At 70.6% G+C, this 15,595-nt stretch carries 11 protein-coding genes; 6 read left to right on the plus strand and 5 right to left on the minus strand.

Translation table 11 applies throughout. The features are described 5' to 3' along the window. Positions 1–85: 85 nt before the first annotated feature. From adhE to ACGFMP_RS14855, 4 genes are all read left to right on the plus strand, one after another. The gene (adhE, locus tag ACGFMP_RS14840) at positions 86–2,812 is read left to right on the plus strand and encodes a bifunctional acetaldehyde-CoA/alcohol dehydrogenase (RefSeq protein ID WP_393672657.1); all 2,727 of its coding nucleotides are present in this window, start codon (positions 86–88) and stop codon (positions 2,810–2,812) included. Between the two features lie 170 nt (positions 2,813–2,982). Further along, positions 2,983–5,247: a formate C-acetyltransferase gene (gene pflB / locus ACGFMP_RS14845; protein WP_393672658.1), complete on the plus strand. Its 2,265-nt coding sequence runs from the start codon at positions 2,983–2,985 to the stop codon at positions 5,245–5,247. A gap of 32 nt (positions 5,248–5,279) precedes the next feature. Further along, positions 5,280–6,014: a pyruvate formate-lyase-activating protein gene (gene pflA / locus ACGFMP_RS14850; protein ID WP_393672659.1), complete on the plus strand. Its 735-nt coding sequence runs from the start codon at positions 5,280–5,282 to the stop codon at positions 6,012–6,014. Positions 6,015–6,198: 184 nt separating this feature from the next. Further along, positions 6,199–6,666 carry a cyclic nucleotide-binding domain-containing protein gene (locus ACGFMP_RS14855; protein WP_393672660.1) on the plus strand — a complete coding sequence of 156 codons (468 nt, stop codon included), beginning with the start codon at positions 6,199–6,201 and terminating at the stop codon, positions 6,664–6,666. A 460-nt stretch (positions 6,667–7,126) separates the two neighbouring features. Here ACGFMP_RS14855 and ACGFMP_RS14860 read toward each other — a convergent pair whose 3' ends face one another. The 3 genes from ACGFMP_RS14860 to ACGFMP_RS14870 are packed head-to-tail and all read right to left on the minus strand — an operon-like array spanning position 7,127 to position 9,745. Continuing rightward, entirely contained in the window at positions 7,127–7,849 is a 723-nt protein-coding gene (locus tag ACGFMP_RS14860) for an FAD:protein FMN transferase (RefSeq protein WP_393672831.1), read from the minus strand. A gap of 44 nt (positions 7,850–7,893) precedes the next feature. Next, the gene (locus ACGFMP_RS14865; RefSeq protein ID WP_393672661.1) at positions 7,894–8,397 is read right to left on the minus strand and encodes an FMN-binding protein; all 504 of its coding nucleotides are present in this window, start codon (positions 8,395–8,397) and stop codon (positions 7,894–7,896) included. Further along, on the minus strand, positions 8,378–9,745 hold the full coding sequence (locus ACGFMP_RS14870; protein WP_393672662.1) for a ferric reductase-like transmembrane domain-containing protein: 1,368 nt from the start codon (positions 9,743–9,745) through the stop codon (positions 8,378–8,380). The genes ACGFMP_RS14865 and ACGFMP_RS14870 overlap by 20 nt, the downstream gene beginning before the upstream one ends. A gap of 167 nt (positions 9,746–9,912) precedes the next feature. Between ACGFMP_RS14870 and ACGFMP_RS14875 the strand changes: the two genes are divergently transcribed. Continuing rightward, positions 9,913–10,656 carry a response regulator transcription factor gene (locus tag ACGFMP_RS14875; RefSeq protein WP_393672663.1) on the plus strand — a complete coding sequence of 248 codons (744 nt, stop codon included), beginning with the start codon at positions 9,913–9,915 and terminating at the stop codon, positions 10,654–10,656. After that, the gene (locus ACGFMP_RS14880; protein ID WP_393672664.1) at positions 10,653–12,107 is read left to right on the plus strand and encodes a sensor histidine kinase; all 1,455 of its coding nucleotides are present in this window, start codon (positions 10,653–10,655) and stop codon (positions 12,105–12,107) included. Before ACGFMP_RS14875 ends, ACGFMP_RS14880 begins: the two co-directional genes overlap by 4 nt. 37 nt (positions 12,108–12,144) lie before the next feature. Here the strand turns inward: ACGFMP_RS14880 and ACGFMP_RS14885 are convergent, their stop codons facing one another. Both ACGFMP_RS14885 and ACGFMP_RS14890 read right to left on the minus strand, forming a co-directional pair. Then, positions 12,145–12,678, minus strand: coding sequence for a DUF2231 domain-containing protein (locus ACGFMP_RS14885; RefSeq protein ID WP_393672665.1), 534 nt, complete (start codon positions 12,676–12,678; stop codon positions 12,145–12,147). A gap of 260 nt (positions 12,679–12,938) precedes the next feature. Continuing rightward, a complete protein-coding gene (locus ACGFMP_RS14890; RefSeq protein ID WP_393672667.1) occupies positions 12,939–15,329 on the minus strand; it encodes a glycoside hydrolase family 65 protein in 2,391 nt (796 codons plus the stop codon). Positions 15,330–15,595 lie beyond the last annotated feature (266 nt).

Genomic DNA, 15,595 nt, shown 5'->3' on the forward strand with positions numbered 1-15,595 from the left:
CCGCAGCCACTGCGGCGCCCGGACGCGCGGGGCCGAGAACGCCCCGGACGCTCCCGGCGCCTTCCGAATCGAAGACGAGGTCCCCATGACGCACCTGACGAAGTCATCCGCGACCAGCCCGGCCGGTGCGGGCCCCGACGCGGAGGCCGACGACGATTCGGATGTCCGCGCCGTCAACCTCCTTGCGGCGCGGGGCGCCACGGCCCTGGCCGCCTTCTCCGACCTCGGCCAGGACGCCGTCGACCACATCGTCGCCAAGGCCTCCGTCGCCGCCCTGGACCACCACACCGAACTGGCCCGGCACGCTGTCGAGGAGACCGGCCGCGGAATCGTGGAGGACAAGGCGGCGAAGAACATGTTCGCCAGCGAACACGTCGTGCACAGCCTCGCGCACCTCAAGACGGTGGGCGTGGTCGCGCGCGACGACATCGACGCGGTGGTGCAGATCGCCGAACCCGTCGGCGTCGTGTGCGCCGTCACACCGGTGACCAATCCGACCTCCACCACCATCTTCAAGGCCCTCCTGGCACTCAAGACCCGCAACCCGGTGGTGTTCGCCTTCCACCCGGCGGCCCAGCGGTGCAGCGCCGAAGCGGCCAGGATCGTCCGTGATGCCGCCGTCGCAGCCGGGGCGCCCGAGCACTGCATCCAGTGGATCGAGCGCCCCTCGCTCAGGGCGACCGGTCTGCTGATGCGGCACCCCGGCATCGCCCTGATCCTCGCCACCGGGGGCAACGCGATGGTGAAGGCGGCCTACTCGGCGGGCAAGCCCGCGGTCGGCGTCGGCGCAGGAAACGTGCCGGCCTATGTGCACCGCAGCGCAGACCTGCGACGGGCGGTCAACGACATCGTCCTGTCCAAGTCCTTCGACAACGGCATGATCTGCGCCTCGGAACAGGCCGTCATCCTGGACACCGACATCTACGACAAGGCCATGGCCGCCTTCGCCGATCTGCACACCCACTTGGCGACAGCCGAGGAGAAGCGGCAACTGGAGAGCTACCTCTTCCTGCCCGCCCCGGCCGGCCACGAGCAACGTGTCAACCCCGACGCCGTCGGGCGGAGCCCGCAGTGGATCGCCCGCCAGGCCGGTTTCTCCGTCCCCGCGAACACCTCGGTCATCCTGGTCGAAACCGGCCACGTCGGACCCGACGAACCGCTCACCCGCGAGAAGCTGTGCCCCGTCCTGGCGGTACTGCGGGCCGAGACCACGCAGCAGGGCTTCGAGCGCGCCGCCGACATGATCGCCTTCCACGGCCAGGGCCACAGTTCGGTCATCCACACCGGCGATCCGGCCATGGCCGAGGAGTACGGGCAGCGGATGCAGGCCGTACGGATCATCGTCAACGCGCCGTCCTCGCAGGGGGCCATCGGCGGTATCTACAACGGGCTGCTGCCCTCGCTGACCCTGGGCTGCGGTTCATGGGGCGGCACGTCGGTGTCCGCGAACGTCTCGACCGCGCAGCTGCTCAACATCAAGCGCGTCACCACACGGCAGAACAACCTGCAGTGGTTCAAGGTCCCGCCGAAGATCTACTTCGAGCCGCAGTCCATCCGCTACCTGGGCTCGATGCCCGACGTCCACCGCGTCACCGTCGTCACCGACGCGACCATGACCCGCCTGGGCTACGTCCACCGCATCAGCCAGGTCCTGCAACGGCGCGACCAGCCGGTGACGATCCAGGTGATCGACGACGTCGAACCCGAGCCGAGCATCGACTCCGTCCAGCAAGGCGCCGCCACGATGCGCGCCTTCCGGCCCGACACGATCATCGCCCTCGGCGGTGGCTCCCCGATGGACGCGGCCAAGGTCATGTGGCTGCTGTACGAGCACCCGGACATCGACTTCGCCGACATACGGCAGAAGTTCACCGACATCCGCAAACGCGCCTTCCGCTTCCCCGCTCCCGGCCGGCTGGCACGGCTGGTCTGCATCCCGACCACTTCCGGCACCGGCGCAGAGGTCACCCCCTTCGCCGTCATCTCCGACCCCGCCAGCGGCAAGAAGTACCCGCTCGCCGACTACGCACTGACCCCCAGCGTCGCCATCATCGACCCGCTCCTGACCACCGCACTGCCGGCAGCCATCGCCGCCGACAGTGGCTTCGACACCCTCACCCACGCCACCGAGGCGTACGTCTCGGTCTATGCCAACGATTTCACCGACGGTCTGGCACTGCAGGCCATCAAACTCGTCTTCGAGCACCTCGAAGCGGCTGTCGACGACCGTGCCGGCAGCCCGCTGGCCCGGGAGAAGCTGCACAACGCCGCCACCATCGCGGGCATGGCCTTCGGCAACGCCTTCCTCGGCATCGTCCACGCCATGTCCCACACCCTGGGCGCGACCTTCCACATCACCCACGGCCGTACCAACGCCGTACTGCTGCCGCACGTCATCCGCTACAACGGCACCGTGCCGGCCAAGCTCACCAGCTGGCCCAAGTACGAGACGTACCGTGCCCCGGAGCGCTTCCAGGACATCGCCCGCATGCTCGACCTCCCGGCCTCCACACCCGCTGAGGCCGTCGCTTCGTATGCCGCCGCCGTCGAGCGGCTGCGGGACGCCGTGCGCATAGAGGCGTCGTTCGCCGTGATGGGCGTCAAGGAGAGTGACTTCGTGGCCGCGCTGCCGCAGCAGGCGCTCAACGCGTTCGACGACCAGTGCGCCCCCGCCAACCCGCGCATGCCGATGCTCGACGACATGCGGGAGCTGATGCTCGCCGCCTACTACGGCAGCGCGTCGCCGCCGGAGGAACACGCCGTCGTGCAGGGTACGACTCGCAAAGTCCCCCAACCGCACGGAGAGCAGTGACGACACCGGGCTGCGCGTGAGCGGGAACGCAGCGTCCTGCGGCGCGCAAAGAAGCCGCCGAGGGCCGACCGGCGGAGTGTCGGGACCGGTCGGCCCTGCCAGCCGCCCGCCGACCCGGCGACGATCGACATGAAGACACCGGACGACGACACGACAAGGGGGCTGCCGCAATGACAGCAATCAACGAGCTCACCCCCCAGACGGCGCAAGCCGATCCCTGGGCCGGCTTCAGGGGCGAGCGGTGGCGCGAGCGCATCGCGGTGCGCGAATTCATCCAGGCCAACTACACCCCCTACGAGGGCGGGCCCGGTTTCCTGGCCGGCCCCACCGACCGCACGCTCGCAGTATGGTCGCAGATCACCGTGCTACTGCCCGAGGAACGCCGCCGCGGGATCCTCGACGTCGACGCCGCCACCCCCTCCACCATCACCTCCCATGCCCCCGGCTACATCGACCGCGAGCGCGAATTGATCGTCGGGCTGCAGACGGACGCACCGCTGAAACGAGCCATCATGCCCAGCGGCGGGCTGCGGATGGTCGAGAACGGCCTGCGCGCCTACGGCTACGAGCCCGACCCGTCCGTCACCAAGGTCTTCGGCACCTACCGCAAGACCCACAACGCGGGAGTCTTCGACGCCTACACACCCGAGATGCGCCGCGCTCGCAAAGCGGGCATCATCACCGGCCTGCCCGACGCCTACGGCCGCGGCCGGATCATCGGCGACTACCGCCGCGTCGCCCTTTACGGCACCACCCTCCTGGTCGAGGCCAAGGGCGCCGAGCGCGCCCGGCTCGACCTGGAACCGTCCACGGCCGAGGTGATCCGCGACCGGGAGGAACTGGCCGAGCAGATCCGCGCGCTCGGCGAACTCGCCAGGATGGCCGCCTCCTACGGCTGCGACGTGACCCGCCCGGCCGCCACGGCGCACGAGGCGATCCAGTGGCTCTACCTCGGCTACCTGGCCGCGGTGAAGGAGCAGAACGGCGCCGCGATGTCCCTGGGCCGCACCTCGACGTTCCTGGACGTCTACCTCCAACGCGACCTGGACGCAGGCGTCATCGACGAGACCCGCGCCCAGGAGCTGATCGACGACTTCGTGATCAAGCTACGGATCGTGCGCTTCCTGCGCACCCCGGAGTACGACGCACTGTTCTCCGGCGACCCCACCTGGGTGACGGAGTCCATCGGCGGGATGGGCGCCGACGGCCGCACCCTGGTCACCCGCACCTCCTTCCGCTTCCTGCAGACCCTGTACAACCTCGGCCCCGCCCCGGAGCCGAACCTGACCGTGCTGTGGTCCTCCCGGCTCCCCGACCCCTTCAAGCGGTTCTGCGCCCAGGTCTCCATCGACACCAGCGCCATCCAGTACGAGTCCGACGACCTGATGCGCCCGCGCACCGGCGACGACACCGCCATCGCCTGCTGCGTCTCCGCCATGGCAGTAGGCCGGCAGATGCAGTTCTTCGGAGCCCGCGTCAACATCGCCAAGGCCCTGCTCTACGCGATCAACGGCGGCCGCGACGAGATGACGGGCGAGCAGGTCGCCCCGGCCGCCCCGCCGCTGACCGGCGATATCCTCGACTTCGACGAGCTGTCCGTTGCCTACGACCGCACCCTGGACTGGCTGGCCGCCACCTACGTCAACACCCTCAACGTCATCCACTACATGCACGACAAGTACGCCTACGAACGCCTGGAAATGGCGCTGCACGACCACCCCGTGCACCGCTTTCTGGCCTGCGGTATCGCAGGGCTCTCGGTGGCCGCGGACAGCCTCTCGGCCGTCAGGTATGGCCGTGTGCAGGTCATCAGAGACGCCACCGGCCTCGCCGTCGACTACAAGACGAACGGTGACTGGCCGGCCTTCGGCAACAACGACGACCGCGCCGACACCATCGCGACAGCCCTGGTCGAGTCGTTCATGGACAAGATTGCCCGCCACCCGGCCTACCGGGAGGCCGAGCACACCCAGTCGGTGCTCACCATCACCTCCAACGTCGTCTACGGCCACCACACCGGCGCCACACCCGACGGACGCCCCGCCGGAGCCCCGTTCGCCCCAGGCGCCAACCCGATGAACGGCCGCGACCGGCACGGCATGATCACCTCCGCCATGTCCGTCGCCAAGATCCCCTACGCCCGGGCCAGGGACGGCATCTCGCTGACCTCGACCATCACCCCCGAAGGGCTCGGCCATGACCCGGACGAACGCGCCGCGGACCTGGCGGGCATCCTCGACGCCTACACCGCAACCGGAGGCTTCCACCTCAACGTCAACGTCCTGGACCGCACCACCCTCGAAGACGCCATGGTCCATCCGGAGAGGTACCCGGAGCTGACCATCCGCGTCTCCGGCTACGCCGTCAACTTCGTCCGCCTGACCCGGGAGCAGCAACTCGACGTGATCAGCCGCACCTTCCACGGTGCCCGGTGAAGCCGGAAATCGGTCGCACGGCGGATCGGGCGATGCCCGGCCCGCCGCTCTCGGGCCGCATCCACTCCTGGGACCTGTCCACCGGCGTTGACGGCCCTGGGACCCGGTTCGTCCTCTTCCTCAGCGGCTGCCCGCTGCGCTGCCTGTACTGCGCCAACCCCGACACCTGGCACATGCGCGACGGACAGCAGACGACCGTCGACGAGATCATGACCGAGATCGGCAGGTGCACCCCCTTCATCGCCGCCGGCGGGGTCACGCTGACCGGCGGTGAACCGCTGCTGCAGCCCGCCTTCGCCGGCCGGATCCTGCGCCGCTGCCGCCAACTGGGCCTGCACACGGCCCTGGACACGTCCGGCTTCCTCGGCGCCCGCGCCACCGACGAGCTGCTCACCGACACCAGCCTGGTCCTGCTCGACATCAAGTCCTTCGACGTACCGACCCACCGGCAACTCACCGGCGCCTCTCTCACCCCGACCCTGAACTTCGCCACCCGCCTCGACCGTCTCGGCGTGCCGGTCCGCATCCGCTACGTGCTCGTGCCCGGCTGGACGGACGACGAGGCCGCAGTGGACGGCCTGGCCGCCTTCACCGCCGGCCTCGGCAACGTCGAACAGATCGATGTACTCCCCTTCCACAAGCTCGGCGCCGCCAAGTACGACGCCCTCGGTCTGCCCTTCCCCCTGCGAGACACTCCCGTGCCCGACGCCGCTCTCGTGGACCGGGTGAGCGCGCAGTTCCGCAGCCACGGCCTTCGCGCGCTGTGACAGCCGCCGGAAGCCGGCACGCACGCTTCGACCGATCCCCCGACAGGGAACCAACCGGCCCCGCACAGGGGCCTTTCGGCCCACGACGGACCGGTGCGAACCACCCGACGATAGGGACATGGCCGGCGCAGCCGAGGCGAATGGTCGCCGGCGGGCGCCGTATCCGATGAAGGAGAAGACCGTCATGACGAAACTGATGACGATGACCGGGCGGTTGGCCGCCCTTCCCGACGAGCACCTCGCCCGGCTGATGGCCCTGGCCCGCGAAGTGACGTTCCCCGCAGGCCGTCGGATCTTCGAGGAGAAAGGCAAGGCCGACAGGTTCTGGATCATCCGCGACGGCGACGTCTCCCTGGAACTGCACGTCCCCGGCCAACCGCCCGCCGCCATCGAAAAGCTCGGCCAAGGATCCCTGCTGGGATGGTCCTGGCTGTTCCCCCCGCGCCATTGGCACATGTCGGCCCAGGCGGTGACCGACGTACGCGCCTTCGAGTTCGACGCGGCCGGGGTGCGGCGACTGTGCCAGGAACACCCCGAGTTCGGCTACGCCTTCGTCCTCGCCTGCGCCGAGGTCATCGGTCACCGGCTGGAGGACGCCCGCACCCGGCTGCTCGACCTCTACGGGCCCTACGGCAGCGGCCTGCCCCGGTGAAGAGCCACCTCAGGTATCTCACCCGGGGTGGGATACCTGATCCAAAAGACACATCGACAGCACACATGACTCCGTCCAAGGTGGGCTCGGTTTCGGGGCCGTCCGGCATCATCCACCGGGGGCCGTTCCTGCGGGTGTTCGGGCTCCTGTTCGTCCTCCCACTCGCCGCGGCCTGGACCCTTGCACGACGCCTCGACCATGACTCGGGGGCTGCACTTGTCGCCACGCCAAGGGATCGGTGCAGGCCAGAGGCCGTGCGCTGCCGGGTGTGGTCGCGTTTGGTCGCCGCTGGCATGCCGCGACGGCGGATGCTGGAAGTGCATCGTGTCCCGTTCGTTCCGGGAGGCGATCACCATGCGTACCGCCACGGAGCATGGCCGGGTTCATCGCAGGTGCGGATGCCGCCACCACAATGAACCCGCAGCTCAGAGGCGAAATCCTACATCTGAGCCCCACAGGGTCACCGGCATGCCGGTCCGCTGTCCGGTCCGGTTCCGCCCGTGGTCCACGAATTGCCGTCCGTGTCGATCGCGAGGGACCGGGTGCCGGGTAGGGACTCCAGCCAGGCACGGGCGCGGTCGCCCATGGCGTACCCGGCGGTGGCGTACGCGTCGGCGTCGGTCAGGCCGCGGCAGAGCACGGTGAGGGAGGCCAGCCCGGCGGCCGGGGGTCGGCCGGTGCCGGGGTCGACGATGTGGCAGCCGCGTTCGGCGGGGCCGGAGGTGGCGACGGCCAGTTCGCCGTCGGCGTGCACGACAGTCGCCAGTCCGCCCCTGCGCACCGGGTCGCTCACGCCGATCCGCCACGGCCCACCGTGCACCTGTACGTCGCCGCCACCATTGACGCACACCGCCTCGGCGCCGGCCGAGGAGATCATTGCCGCCGCCCGCTCCACTGCCCACCCCTTGACCAGCCCGGTGGGGTCGAAACCGCCCGCGTACCCAGCGCTGAACCAGCCGCCGCTACGCCGCTCGGCGGCCTCGCAGAGGCGCAGGACCTCCCACACCTCGGGCGAGCAGCCGGACAGCGCCAGCTTTCCGGCAGCCAGTCGGCTGATCTGGCTTTCGGGCCGATAGGTGGAGAAGACCTCGTCGACGTGGTGCAGCCACGCCACTGCGGCTTCGAAGGCCGCGGCCGCGCGGGGGCCGGCGCCGCGTACGTCGAAGGAGAAGACGGTGCCCATGGTGTGCTCGACCCGGCGCAGCCGGGTGCCCGCGTCAGCCACGGTCAGACACCGGCCTTGTCCAGAGCACTCTGCAAGGACTGGATGTAGCCCTGGCTGGTGTAGGTCGCTCCCGAGACGGTGTCGATCTGCGCGCTCTGCGCGGCCAGCGCCTCGTGCGTGAGCTGGGGGACCGCGAAGCCGGCGATCTCCCGGTCGCGGGGGTTGCCGTCCGGCACCTGGACGACGGACACGGCGGTGATCACGCCTGCGTGCAGGGTGATCCGGAGCTGCACAGGGCCGTAACGGGTCTGCACGGTGTCGCCCTGCACGGTCCGGGTCGCCGCCGTACCCCCTGCGCCTGCGGAGGGGGACGTGGTGGAGGCGGACGGGGTGGGGACGGGCGCTGTGGGCTCGGCCGCCGCGCCCGCCGCCCCGGCCGGGGTGTGCGGCTTGAGGCTGAGCAGGAGAACCACGCCGCTGACGGTTCCCAGCGTGCTGAGCAGGACACGCCGCAGAGGACGGCCGGAAAGACTGTTCACAGGCGTCTCACAGTTCGAACAACTCATGGTGGATGTGGCGGGTCGGTACTCCTGCCGAGCGCAGGGCCTCATAGGAGGCACGTGCCCAACCGGGCGGTCCGCACAGATAGACGTCGTGGTGTGCGACATCCGGCAGCACAGCGCGCAGGAGGTCGGCGGTGAGGAGTGGTCTGCTGCCGTCGGCCCGATTGAGCAGGTAATGCAGGTGGGCACCGCGGGAGCGGGCTATCGACTCCAGTTCGCCGCGCAGCGCCAGGTCGCCCGTGGTGCGGGCCCGGTAGATCAGCGTCAGGTCGCCCGGCTGCGCGGGCAGGGACTCGAAGAGGGCGCGCAGGGGTGTCACACCGATCCCGCCGGCGAGCAGCAGCACCTTCTGCCGGGTCCTTCGGTCGGCGGTCAGAGCACCGTACGGCCCCTCGGCCCAGATCCGGGTGCCCGGTTGCAGCCGGGCCAGCGCCGCGCTGTGGCCACCGACCGCCTTGACGGTGAGGCGGAGCAGGTCGGGCCTGGGGGCTGTGGACAGCGAGTACGGGCTCGCCGTCCACCACAGTCCGGGGGCCAGGAAGCGCCAGCGCAGGAATTGCCCTGGCCGGGCCGCCAGCTCCGGCAGCAGCTGTCCGCGCACGATCACCGACACCACGTCCGGCGCCTCCTGGACTACCTGCGCCACCCGAAGGCGGTGCCGTACGTTCAGTCGCAGAGGCGCCGTGACCCGGTACCAGAGCACGGCCGCGGCGGCCGACGCGTAGAGCGCGTACCAGAATCCGCGAGCGAGCGGGTGGGCCGAGAAGTCCGCGCCGAGGGCGAGCTGGTGCCAGAAGGCGAGGAAGACCGCCAGGTAGGTCAGCAGGTGCAGGTAGTACCAGATCTCGTAGCGAATCTTGCGGCGTACCGCTCGCGCGGACACGATTCCGACAGCGAGCAGCAGCACCCCACCGATCGTGCCCTTGAGCATCTCGGGGTAGGTCAGGACCACCGTCGCCGTCTCGCCGACCACGCCGGTGTGGGCCTGGACCGCGTAGCCCCAAAGGATCAAGGTGACGTGCACGGTCAGCAGGCAGACGGTGTATCGGCCCAGCAAGGCGTGCCAGCGCGCCACCCGGTCGCTGCCCACTCCATGCTCGAGGACCGGGACCCGGGCCATCAGGCCGACCAGCAGCGCGCAGCAGTAACCGCTGAGCAGACCGGCGATCCGGCCCGCACCGATCAACCAGTCCGCCGTGCCGACAACCGCGCCCGTGTCCTGCCACCACAGCGCCAGAACCGCGGCCGCGCCCATCCATCCGAGCAGGAGGATCGGAGCGGCCGGAGAAAGCCGTCGCCTGGGGGGCGCCACCGCGTGCCGCGCCGGGCGTCGGCCGTATGTGGTGGTCATGGGGGTCCTTTCGTTTCGCCCTGCACCGCCACTGTGCGGGGGAAACCTCTCAATCAGCTCTGAGCCCGGGGCCCGGCGGAAAGCCACGGCGCGTTCAGAAGACTCAGAGCCGATTCAGAGGAAGCGGAACGCTGGGGACTTCGGCGCTGAGGGATGCTGGAAGGACCATGAACCCCGCACCGCGCACCCAGCCCCCACCCCTCACCCGGCCCGACGGCTCCCCCGTGCGGGTTCTGGTGGTCGATGACGAACCTGATCTCACGGAGGTGCTCGCCGGGATACTGAGCTACGAGGGCTGGCAGGTGCGCACCGCGGGTGACGTCGCCACCGCGCTTGCCCGCGCCGACGACTTCCAGCCGGACGCGGTGGTCCTCGACATCATGTTGCCCGACGGCAACGGGCTGGCGGCGCTGCGGGGCCTGCGGGCGGTCCGGCCCGACGTGTGCGTGCTCTTTCTCACCGCACGGGACTCCGTGGAGGACCGGATCGCCGGCATCTCTGCCGGCGGCGACGACTACGTCACCAAACCCTTCAGCCTCGAGGAGGTGCTGGCCCGGCTGCGCGGCCTGCTGCGTCGCGCCGGGATGACGCGGGCGCGCGACGACGCGACGCTGCTGGTGGTCGGTGATCTCACTCTCGACGAGGACGCCCGGGAGGTCACCCGGGGCGGAGAGGCGATCGACCTGTCACCGACGGAGTTCGAGCTCCTCCGGTACCTCATGCGCAACCCGCGCCGGGTGCTGAGCAAACCGCAGATCCTCGACCATGTGTGGTCCTACGACTTCGGCGGCCAGGCCCACGTGGTGGAGCTCTACATCAGCTACCTGCGCCGCAAGATCGACGCCGACCGTGAGCCGATGATCCACACCGTACGGGGGGCCGGCTACGTGCTGAAGGCCGCGCCGCGGTGAGGCGGTGGCTGCCGCACACCCTGCGGGCCAGGCTGACCTGCGGCCTGGTCGTGCTGCTCGCGCTGAGTTGTGCCGCGGTGGGGATCGCGGCCGTCGTCACGCTGCGCTCCTTCCTCACAGACCGTCTGGACCAGCAGCTCACCCAGGCCGGCGGTACGTTCCCGGCCAGCCTCGAACACCGCAGCCCGGGGGAACCGGACGCGGACAACGCTCACGTGGACACCCGCCGGCAGGCGCCCGGTACCTTCGGCGCACGACTGCTGCACGGGAGGGTCACCGCGGCCGGCGTCGTGCGGTCGGGGTCCGACACCTCCGTGGCCCTGACGACCGGTGACAAGGCGGCCATCGCCGCAGTCCCCGTCGACGGGCACAGCCACAGGCTGGACCTGTCGGCCCTGGACGACTACCGGGTGAAGGCGGTCACCGGGGACGACGGTGACGTCCTGGTGACCGGGTTGCCGCTGAACGGCGTGGAGGACGCCGTCGCCCGCCTGGTCGCAGTCGAGGCCGCCGTCTTCGGCGGCGCGCTGTTGGTCGCAGGCGCGGCGGGTGCGTTCTGGGTACGGTGGTCGCTGCGGCCGCTGCGCCGGGTCGCGGCCACCGCCGCCTCGGTCACAGCGCTCCCACTGGCGAGCGGCGAGGTGGCGCTTCCCGACCGGGTCCCCGACGTCGATCCGCGCACCGAGGTCGGCCAGGTCGGCATCGCCCTCAACCGGATGCTGGGACACGTCGAGAGCGCACTGGGCAAGCGGCACGCCAGCGAGGAGCGGCTGCGCCGCTTTGCCGCCGACGCCAGCCATGAGCTGCGCACCCCCATCGCCTCCATCCGCGGCCACGCAGAGCTGGCGAAGCTCAACCCCGGCCCCGTGCCGACCGGTGTGTCGCGCGCCCTGGAACGGATCACCGCCGAGTCGTCGCGTATGGGCGGCATGGTCGACGACCTGCTGCTGCTCGCGCGCCTCGACGCCGGCCGGCCGCTGGGCCGGGAACCGGTCGACCTCACCCGGCTCGTTCTGGACGCCGTCGACGACGCGCGCGCCGCGGGTCCCGGCCATCGCTGGGTCCTCGATCTGCCGGAGGCTCCGATCACGACGACCGGAGACCCCCTGCGGCTCCAGCAGATCACCGGAAACCTGCTGGCCAACGCCCGCCTCCACACCCCTCCCGGAACCCGGGTCACCGTCCGGCTCCGTCAGGACGAAGCGACCACCCGGCTCGTGGTCGAGGACGACGGCCCCGGCATCCCCGCGGACATCCGTGACACCGTCTTCGAGCGCTTCGCCCGGGCCGACCACACCCGGCCCGGGCCCCACGGCCACGGCGCCGGCCTCGGCCTGGCAATCGTCACCGCGGTGGCAGCCGCCCACGGCGGCACCGCCGAGGTACGAAGCCGCCCGGGTGCGACGACGTTCACCATCACCTTGCCCGGGCACCGTCCGGGTTCCGGGTGATCCAGTATTGGTTCGGCGGCGCCGGGCCGGCGGCACGTCACCCGTGACGAGATGTGGCGGACTTGTCGTAGTTGTCGTGCCAGGCCGCCTTCGCGCCGGACTCGCCGATCCTGTAGACGTCCACCACTGCCCCGACGGACACCACGACGGCCAGTACCGTGGCCGTCACACGCAACACGGCCGGCGACTTCCACCGGGCGGCGCCGGCCCAGGACCCGCTTGTGGCCGGCTCCGCACGCTCCGCCGGACGCCGTCCCAACCACCACACCGCGAGCGACACCGCGAACAGACCGATCGCCCAGGGCAGCAGACCGTCGCCCAACTCCGTGTGCCTGCGCACCAGGGGGTCACTGCCGACCCGGGACTCCAACCACTCGCCCGCGTGCGTGGTGACGGGCACCAGCCCCAACGTCAGCAGACCCAGCAACGGCAGCACCAGGCCCATTCGCCGGGCGTACCGGGGCTGGACCGCACAGACCACGGCCGCCAGGGCCGTCATCGGCACCAGCACCACCACGGCATGCACGAAGAGAACATGCGCTGGCAAACCGTCTATGTACGTCAGGCTCATGGGCGTTTCTCCACTGAAGAGGACGTGCTCAGCAAGCCCTTCGGGCGACACATGAGGTGCCGCCCGAAGGGGGGATCGCAGCCTTCCACGCCAACTTCTCAGCTTCTTCTGAGCGAGATGGATGGGCCATCCGCTCACGCGTCGTCTCAGCAGGACCGGCCGCTTCCGTGCGGTCCGTCCAGGTCGAGCAGACGGGGGCGGGCGTCCTCCAGCCGGCGGCCTATCACTCCGACACAGGCGAGGACGACCACGGCCGCCCGTCAGGCGGGCGGCAGGTCGACGGTCAGTTCGCTGCCGGGGGTGATCGCGAAGTTGCGGTCGCGCAGGGTCACCGGCATCGGTGCCTGGCCGGAGTGGGGGACGGTGATGCGCAACTGGCCGGCCTGCAGGGTGAGTCCGACGCCCCAGTGGGTGCGGTAGCGCACGGACAGGTGGAAGCGGGAGAGCTCCGGCAGCGGGACCGGGTCAAGACGCAGGGTGTCCGGGCGGGGTTCGAGCCCGGTCAGGCCGCGCTGGACGAGATCGAGGGTGCCGCCCATGGCGCCGAGGTGGATGCCCTCGCCGGTGGTGCCGCCTTGGATGTCGGCGACGTCGCCGAGCAGTGCTTCGCGGACGTACGTCCAGGCGTCTGCTCGGCGCGAGCGGGCCAGGACCCAGCCGTGCACCAGTCCACTGAGGGTCGAGCCGTGGCTGGTGCGGGCGAGGTAGTGGTCCACGGTCGCGAGCCACCTGTCGTCGTCGAGCCGGTAACCCAACCGCCGGAAGAGCGACGCCAGTTCGGCGGGCGGGAAGAGGTAGCCGAGCATCAGCACGTCGGCCTGCTTCGAGGCCTGGTAGCGGTTGACGCTGTCGCCCTCGGCCTCCAGGATGCGATCGAGGCGGCGGATGTCCCCGTAGCGGGCGCGGTAGCCCTCCCAGTCCAGCTCGGTGAGATCCCCGTAGCCGTCGAACTGGCTGATGAACCCGCGGTGGAAGGGCACCCGCAGGCGGCGGGAGACGTCCTCCCACAGTGCCGGCTCCGCGTCGTCGAGCCCGAGGCGCTCGAAGAGTTCGTCGCGGCGGGGAGCCGGCATGGTCCGGGAAAGTTCCAAGGCGCGGGCGAGCACCCAGGCCGCCGTGACGTTGGTGTACGTGTTGTCGTCGACGCCGGGTTCGGCCGCGTCCGGATACGCGTCGTGGTATTCGTCCGGGCCCATGATCCCCAGGATCCGGTACCGCTCGCGCCCGGTGTCCCACACCGCGCTGTGCGCCCAGAAGCGGGCGATCTGCAGCAGCATCTCGGCGCCCTCGGTGTGCAGGAAAGCGGTGTCCCCGCTGGCCAGCCAGTACTGCCAGATGTTGTACGCCACAGCAGAGCCGACGTGGTGCTGAAGGTGGGAGTGGTCGGGCAGCCATCGGCCGGAGCGCGGGTTGAGATGAAACCGCTGCGTCTCCTCGCGGCCGTCGCTGGCGCTCTGCCACGGGTACATCGCGCCGGCCCGCCCCTCGGCAGCCGCGGCCCGGCAGGCGGCTTCGAGCCTGCGGTGGCGGTACATCAGCAGCGCGCGGGAGACCTCGGGCAGGTGCAGGTTCAAGAACGGCAGCACGAACAGCTCGTCCCAGAAGACATGGCCCCTGTACGCCTCCCCGTGCAGGCCACGGGCCGGAACACCCACGTCGAGGTCCGCCGTGTGCGGCGAGAGCGTCTGCAGCAGGTGGAAGAGGTGCAGGCGCAGGATGTGTCCTGCCTCCCCGGGCACCGTGAGTTCGGCGCGGCGCCACAGGCGGTCCCAGGCGGCGGTGTGCGAGGCGAGCAGCCCGGCGAAGTCCGACGCCTGCGCCACCCGGCCTAGGGCGGCGTGCAGGGGGTCGGCGATCGCCGGGTCGCGGGAGGTGTGCAGGGCGACCGTCTTCTCCACCGCCACCGGTCGGTCCCTGGCCACGGCCAGCGTCATCCGGCGCACCGCCGTGCCCTCGTCCGTCGCCAGGTTCGCCGGGCCGCACTGCAGCCCGTCGCCCAGGCGGATACGGGCAGCCATGGCGATACGGATGCCGGAGGCGGACGTCCGGCACGTCAGGAAGACGGTGTCGGCGCCCGCGGTCCCGGTGCGCAGGTCCACGAGGTGGCGGCTGTCGAGATCCCGGTAGCGTTCGACGCCGTCGTTTGCCACGTTCCCGTCGAGCCCGCCCTCGATCTCCACTTCCCCGTCCCAGCCGTGCGGGGTCAGGCGCAGCAGCTGTGCGGCGAGGTGCGGGTCGGCCATGTGGACCAGCCTGGTCTCCTCCAGTTCCATCTCGCGCCCGTCTGCGTCCCGCAGCCGCATCCGGCGGGTCAGTGTGCCCCGGTGCATGTCGAGGACCTGCGCATACGCGAGCACGGAGGTGTCGTCCGGGGTGAACCAGCCGCCGCCTGCCGCCCGTACCCGCAGTGGCAGCCAGTTCGGCAGGTTGACCATGTCCTCGTTGTCGACGTCGCGACCGGCCACGGGCGAGGACAGCCGGTTGTAGCAGCCGGCGGCGTACGTGCCCGGGTAGTGCACGGATCCCTTCCGACCCTCGGATGCCGCCCCACGGGTGGCGAAGCAGCCGTTGCCGAGGGTGCACAACGCCTCGCGCAGCCGCTCCTGCGACGGGTCGTACCCCTCATGGCACCATGTCCAGTGCGACTCCATCGACCGTCCTTTTCGCGCCCTGCTTCCATGGCACCACGTCGGCGGATTTCCACAACCTGACGTCGTGGGACCGTTCAGTCGTGGGCCACCGCCCCGCCGGCCGAGGGCTCGATCAAGGTCCACTCGGCATCCGCCACGTCAAAGGCGCCACACCCGACCGGGACGGCAGGCCCGGGGACTGCCCGGGAGCACCGCGCCGGGTGACGATCCCGCCGGCGCTGCTCAGCAGAGGCACGTGTACTGCACCCACGGGCGCCTCACTCGTG

It is taken from the genome of Streptomyces sp. NPDC049040 (genome assembly GCF_043197715.1).
GTDB lineage: Bacteria > Actinomycetota > Actinomycetes > Streptomycetales > Streptomycetaceae > Actinacidiphila.

Excerpts from the sequence above, each read along its gene's own strand:
- adhE (WP_393672657.1), top strand. The coding sequence starts at position 86 with ATGACGCACCTGACGAAGTCATCCGCGACCAGCCCGGCCGGTGCGGGC.
- pflB (WP_393672658.1), top strand. The coding sequence starts at position 2,983 with ATGACAGCAATCAACGAGCTCACCCCCCAGACGGCGCAAGCCGATCCC.
- pflA (WP_393672659.1), top strand. The coding sequence starts at position 5,280 with ATGCCCGGCCCGCCGCTCTCGGGCCGCATCCACTCCTGGGACCTGTCC.
- ACGFMP_RS14855 (WP_393672660.1), top strand. The coding sequence starts at position 6,199 with ATGACGAAACTGATGACGATGACCGGGCGGTTGGCCGCCCTTCCCGAC.
- ACGFMP_RS14860 (WP_393672831.1), bottom strand. The coding sequence starts at position 7,849 with ATGGGCACCGTCTTCTCCTTCGACGTACGCGGCGCCGGCCCCCGCGCG.
- ACGFMP_RS14865 (WP_393672661.1), bottom strand. The coding sequence starts at position 8,397 with ATGAGTTGTTCGAACTGTGAGACGCCTGTGAACAGTCTTTCCGGCCGT.
- ACGFMP_RS14870 (WP_393672662.1), bottom strand. The coding sequence starts at position 9,745 with ATGACCACCACATACGGCCGACGCCCGGCGCGGCACGCGGTGGCGCCC.
- ACGFMP_RS14875 (WP_393672663.1), top strand. The coding sequence starts at position 9,913 with ATGAACCCCGCACCGCGCACCCAGCCCCCACCCCTCACCCGGCCCGAC.
- ACGFMP_RS14885 (WP_393672665.1), bottom strand. The coding sequence starts at position 12,678 with ATGAGCCTGACGTACATAGACGGTTTGCCAGCGCATGTTCTCTTCGTG.
- ACGFMP_RS14890 (WP_393672667.1), bottom strand. The coding sequence starts at position 15,329 with ATGGAGTCGCACTGGACATGGTGCCATGAGGGGTACGACCCGTCGCAG.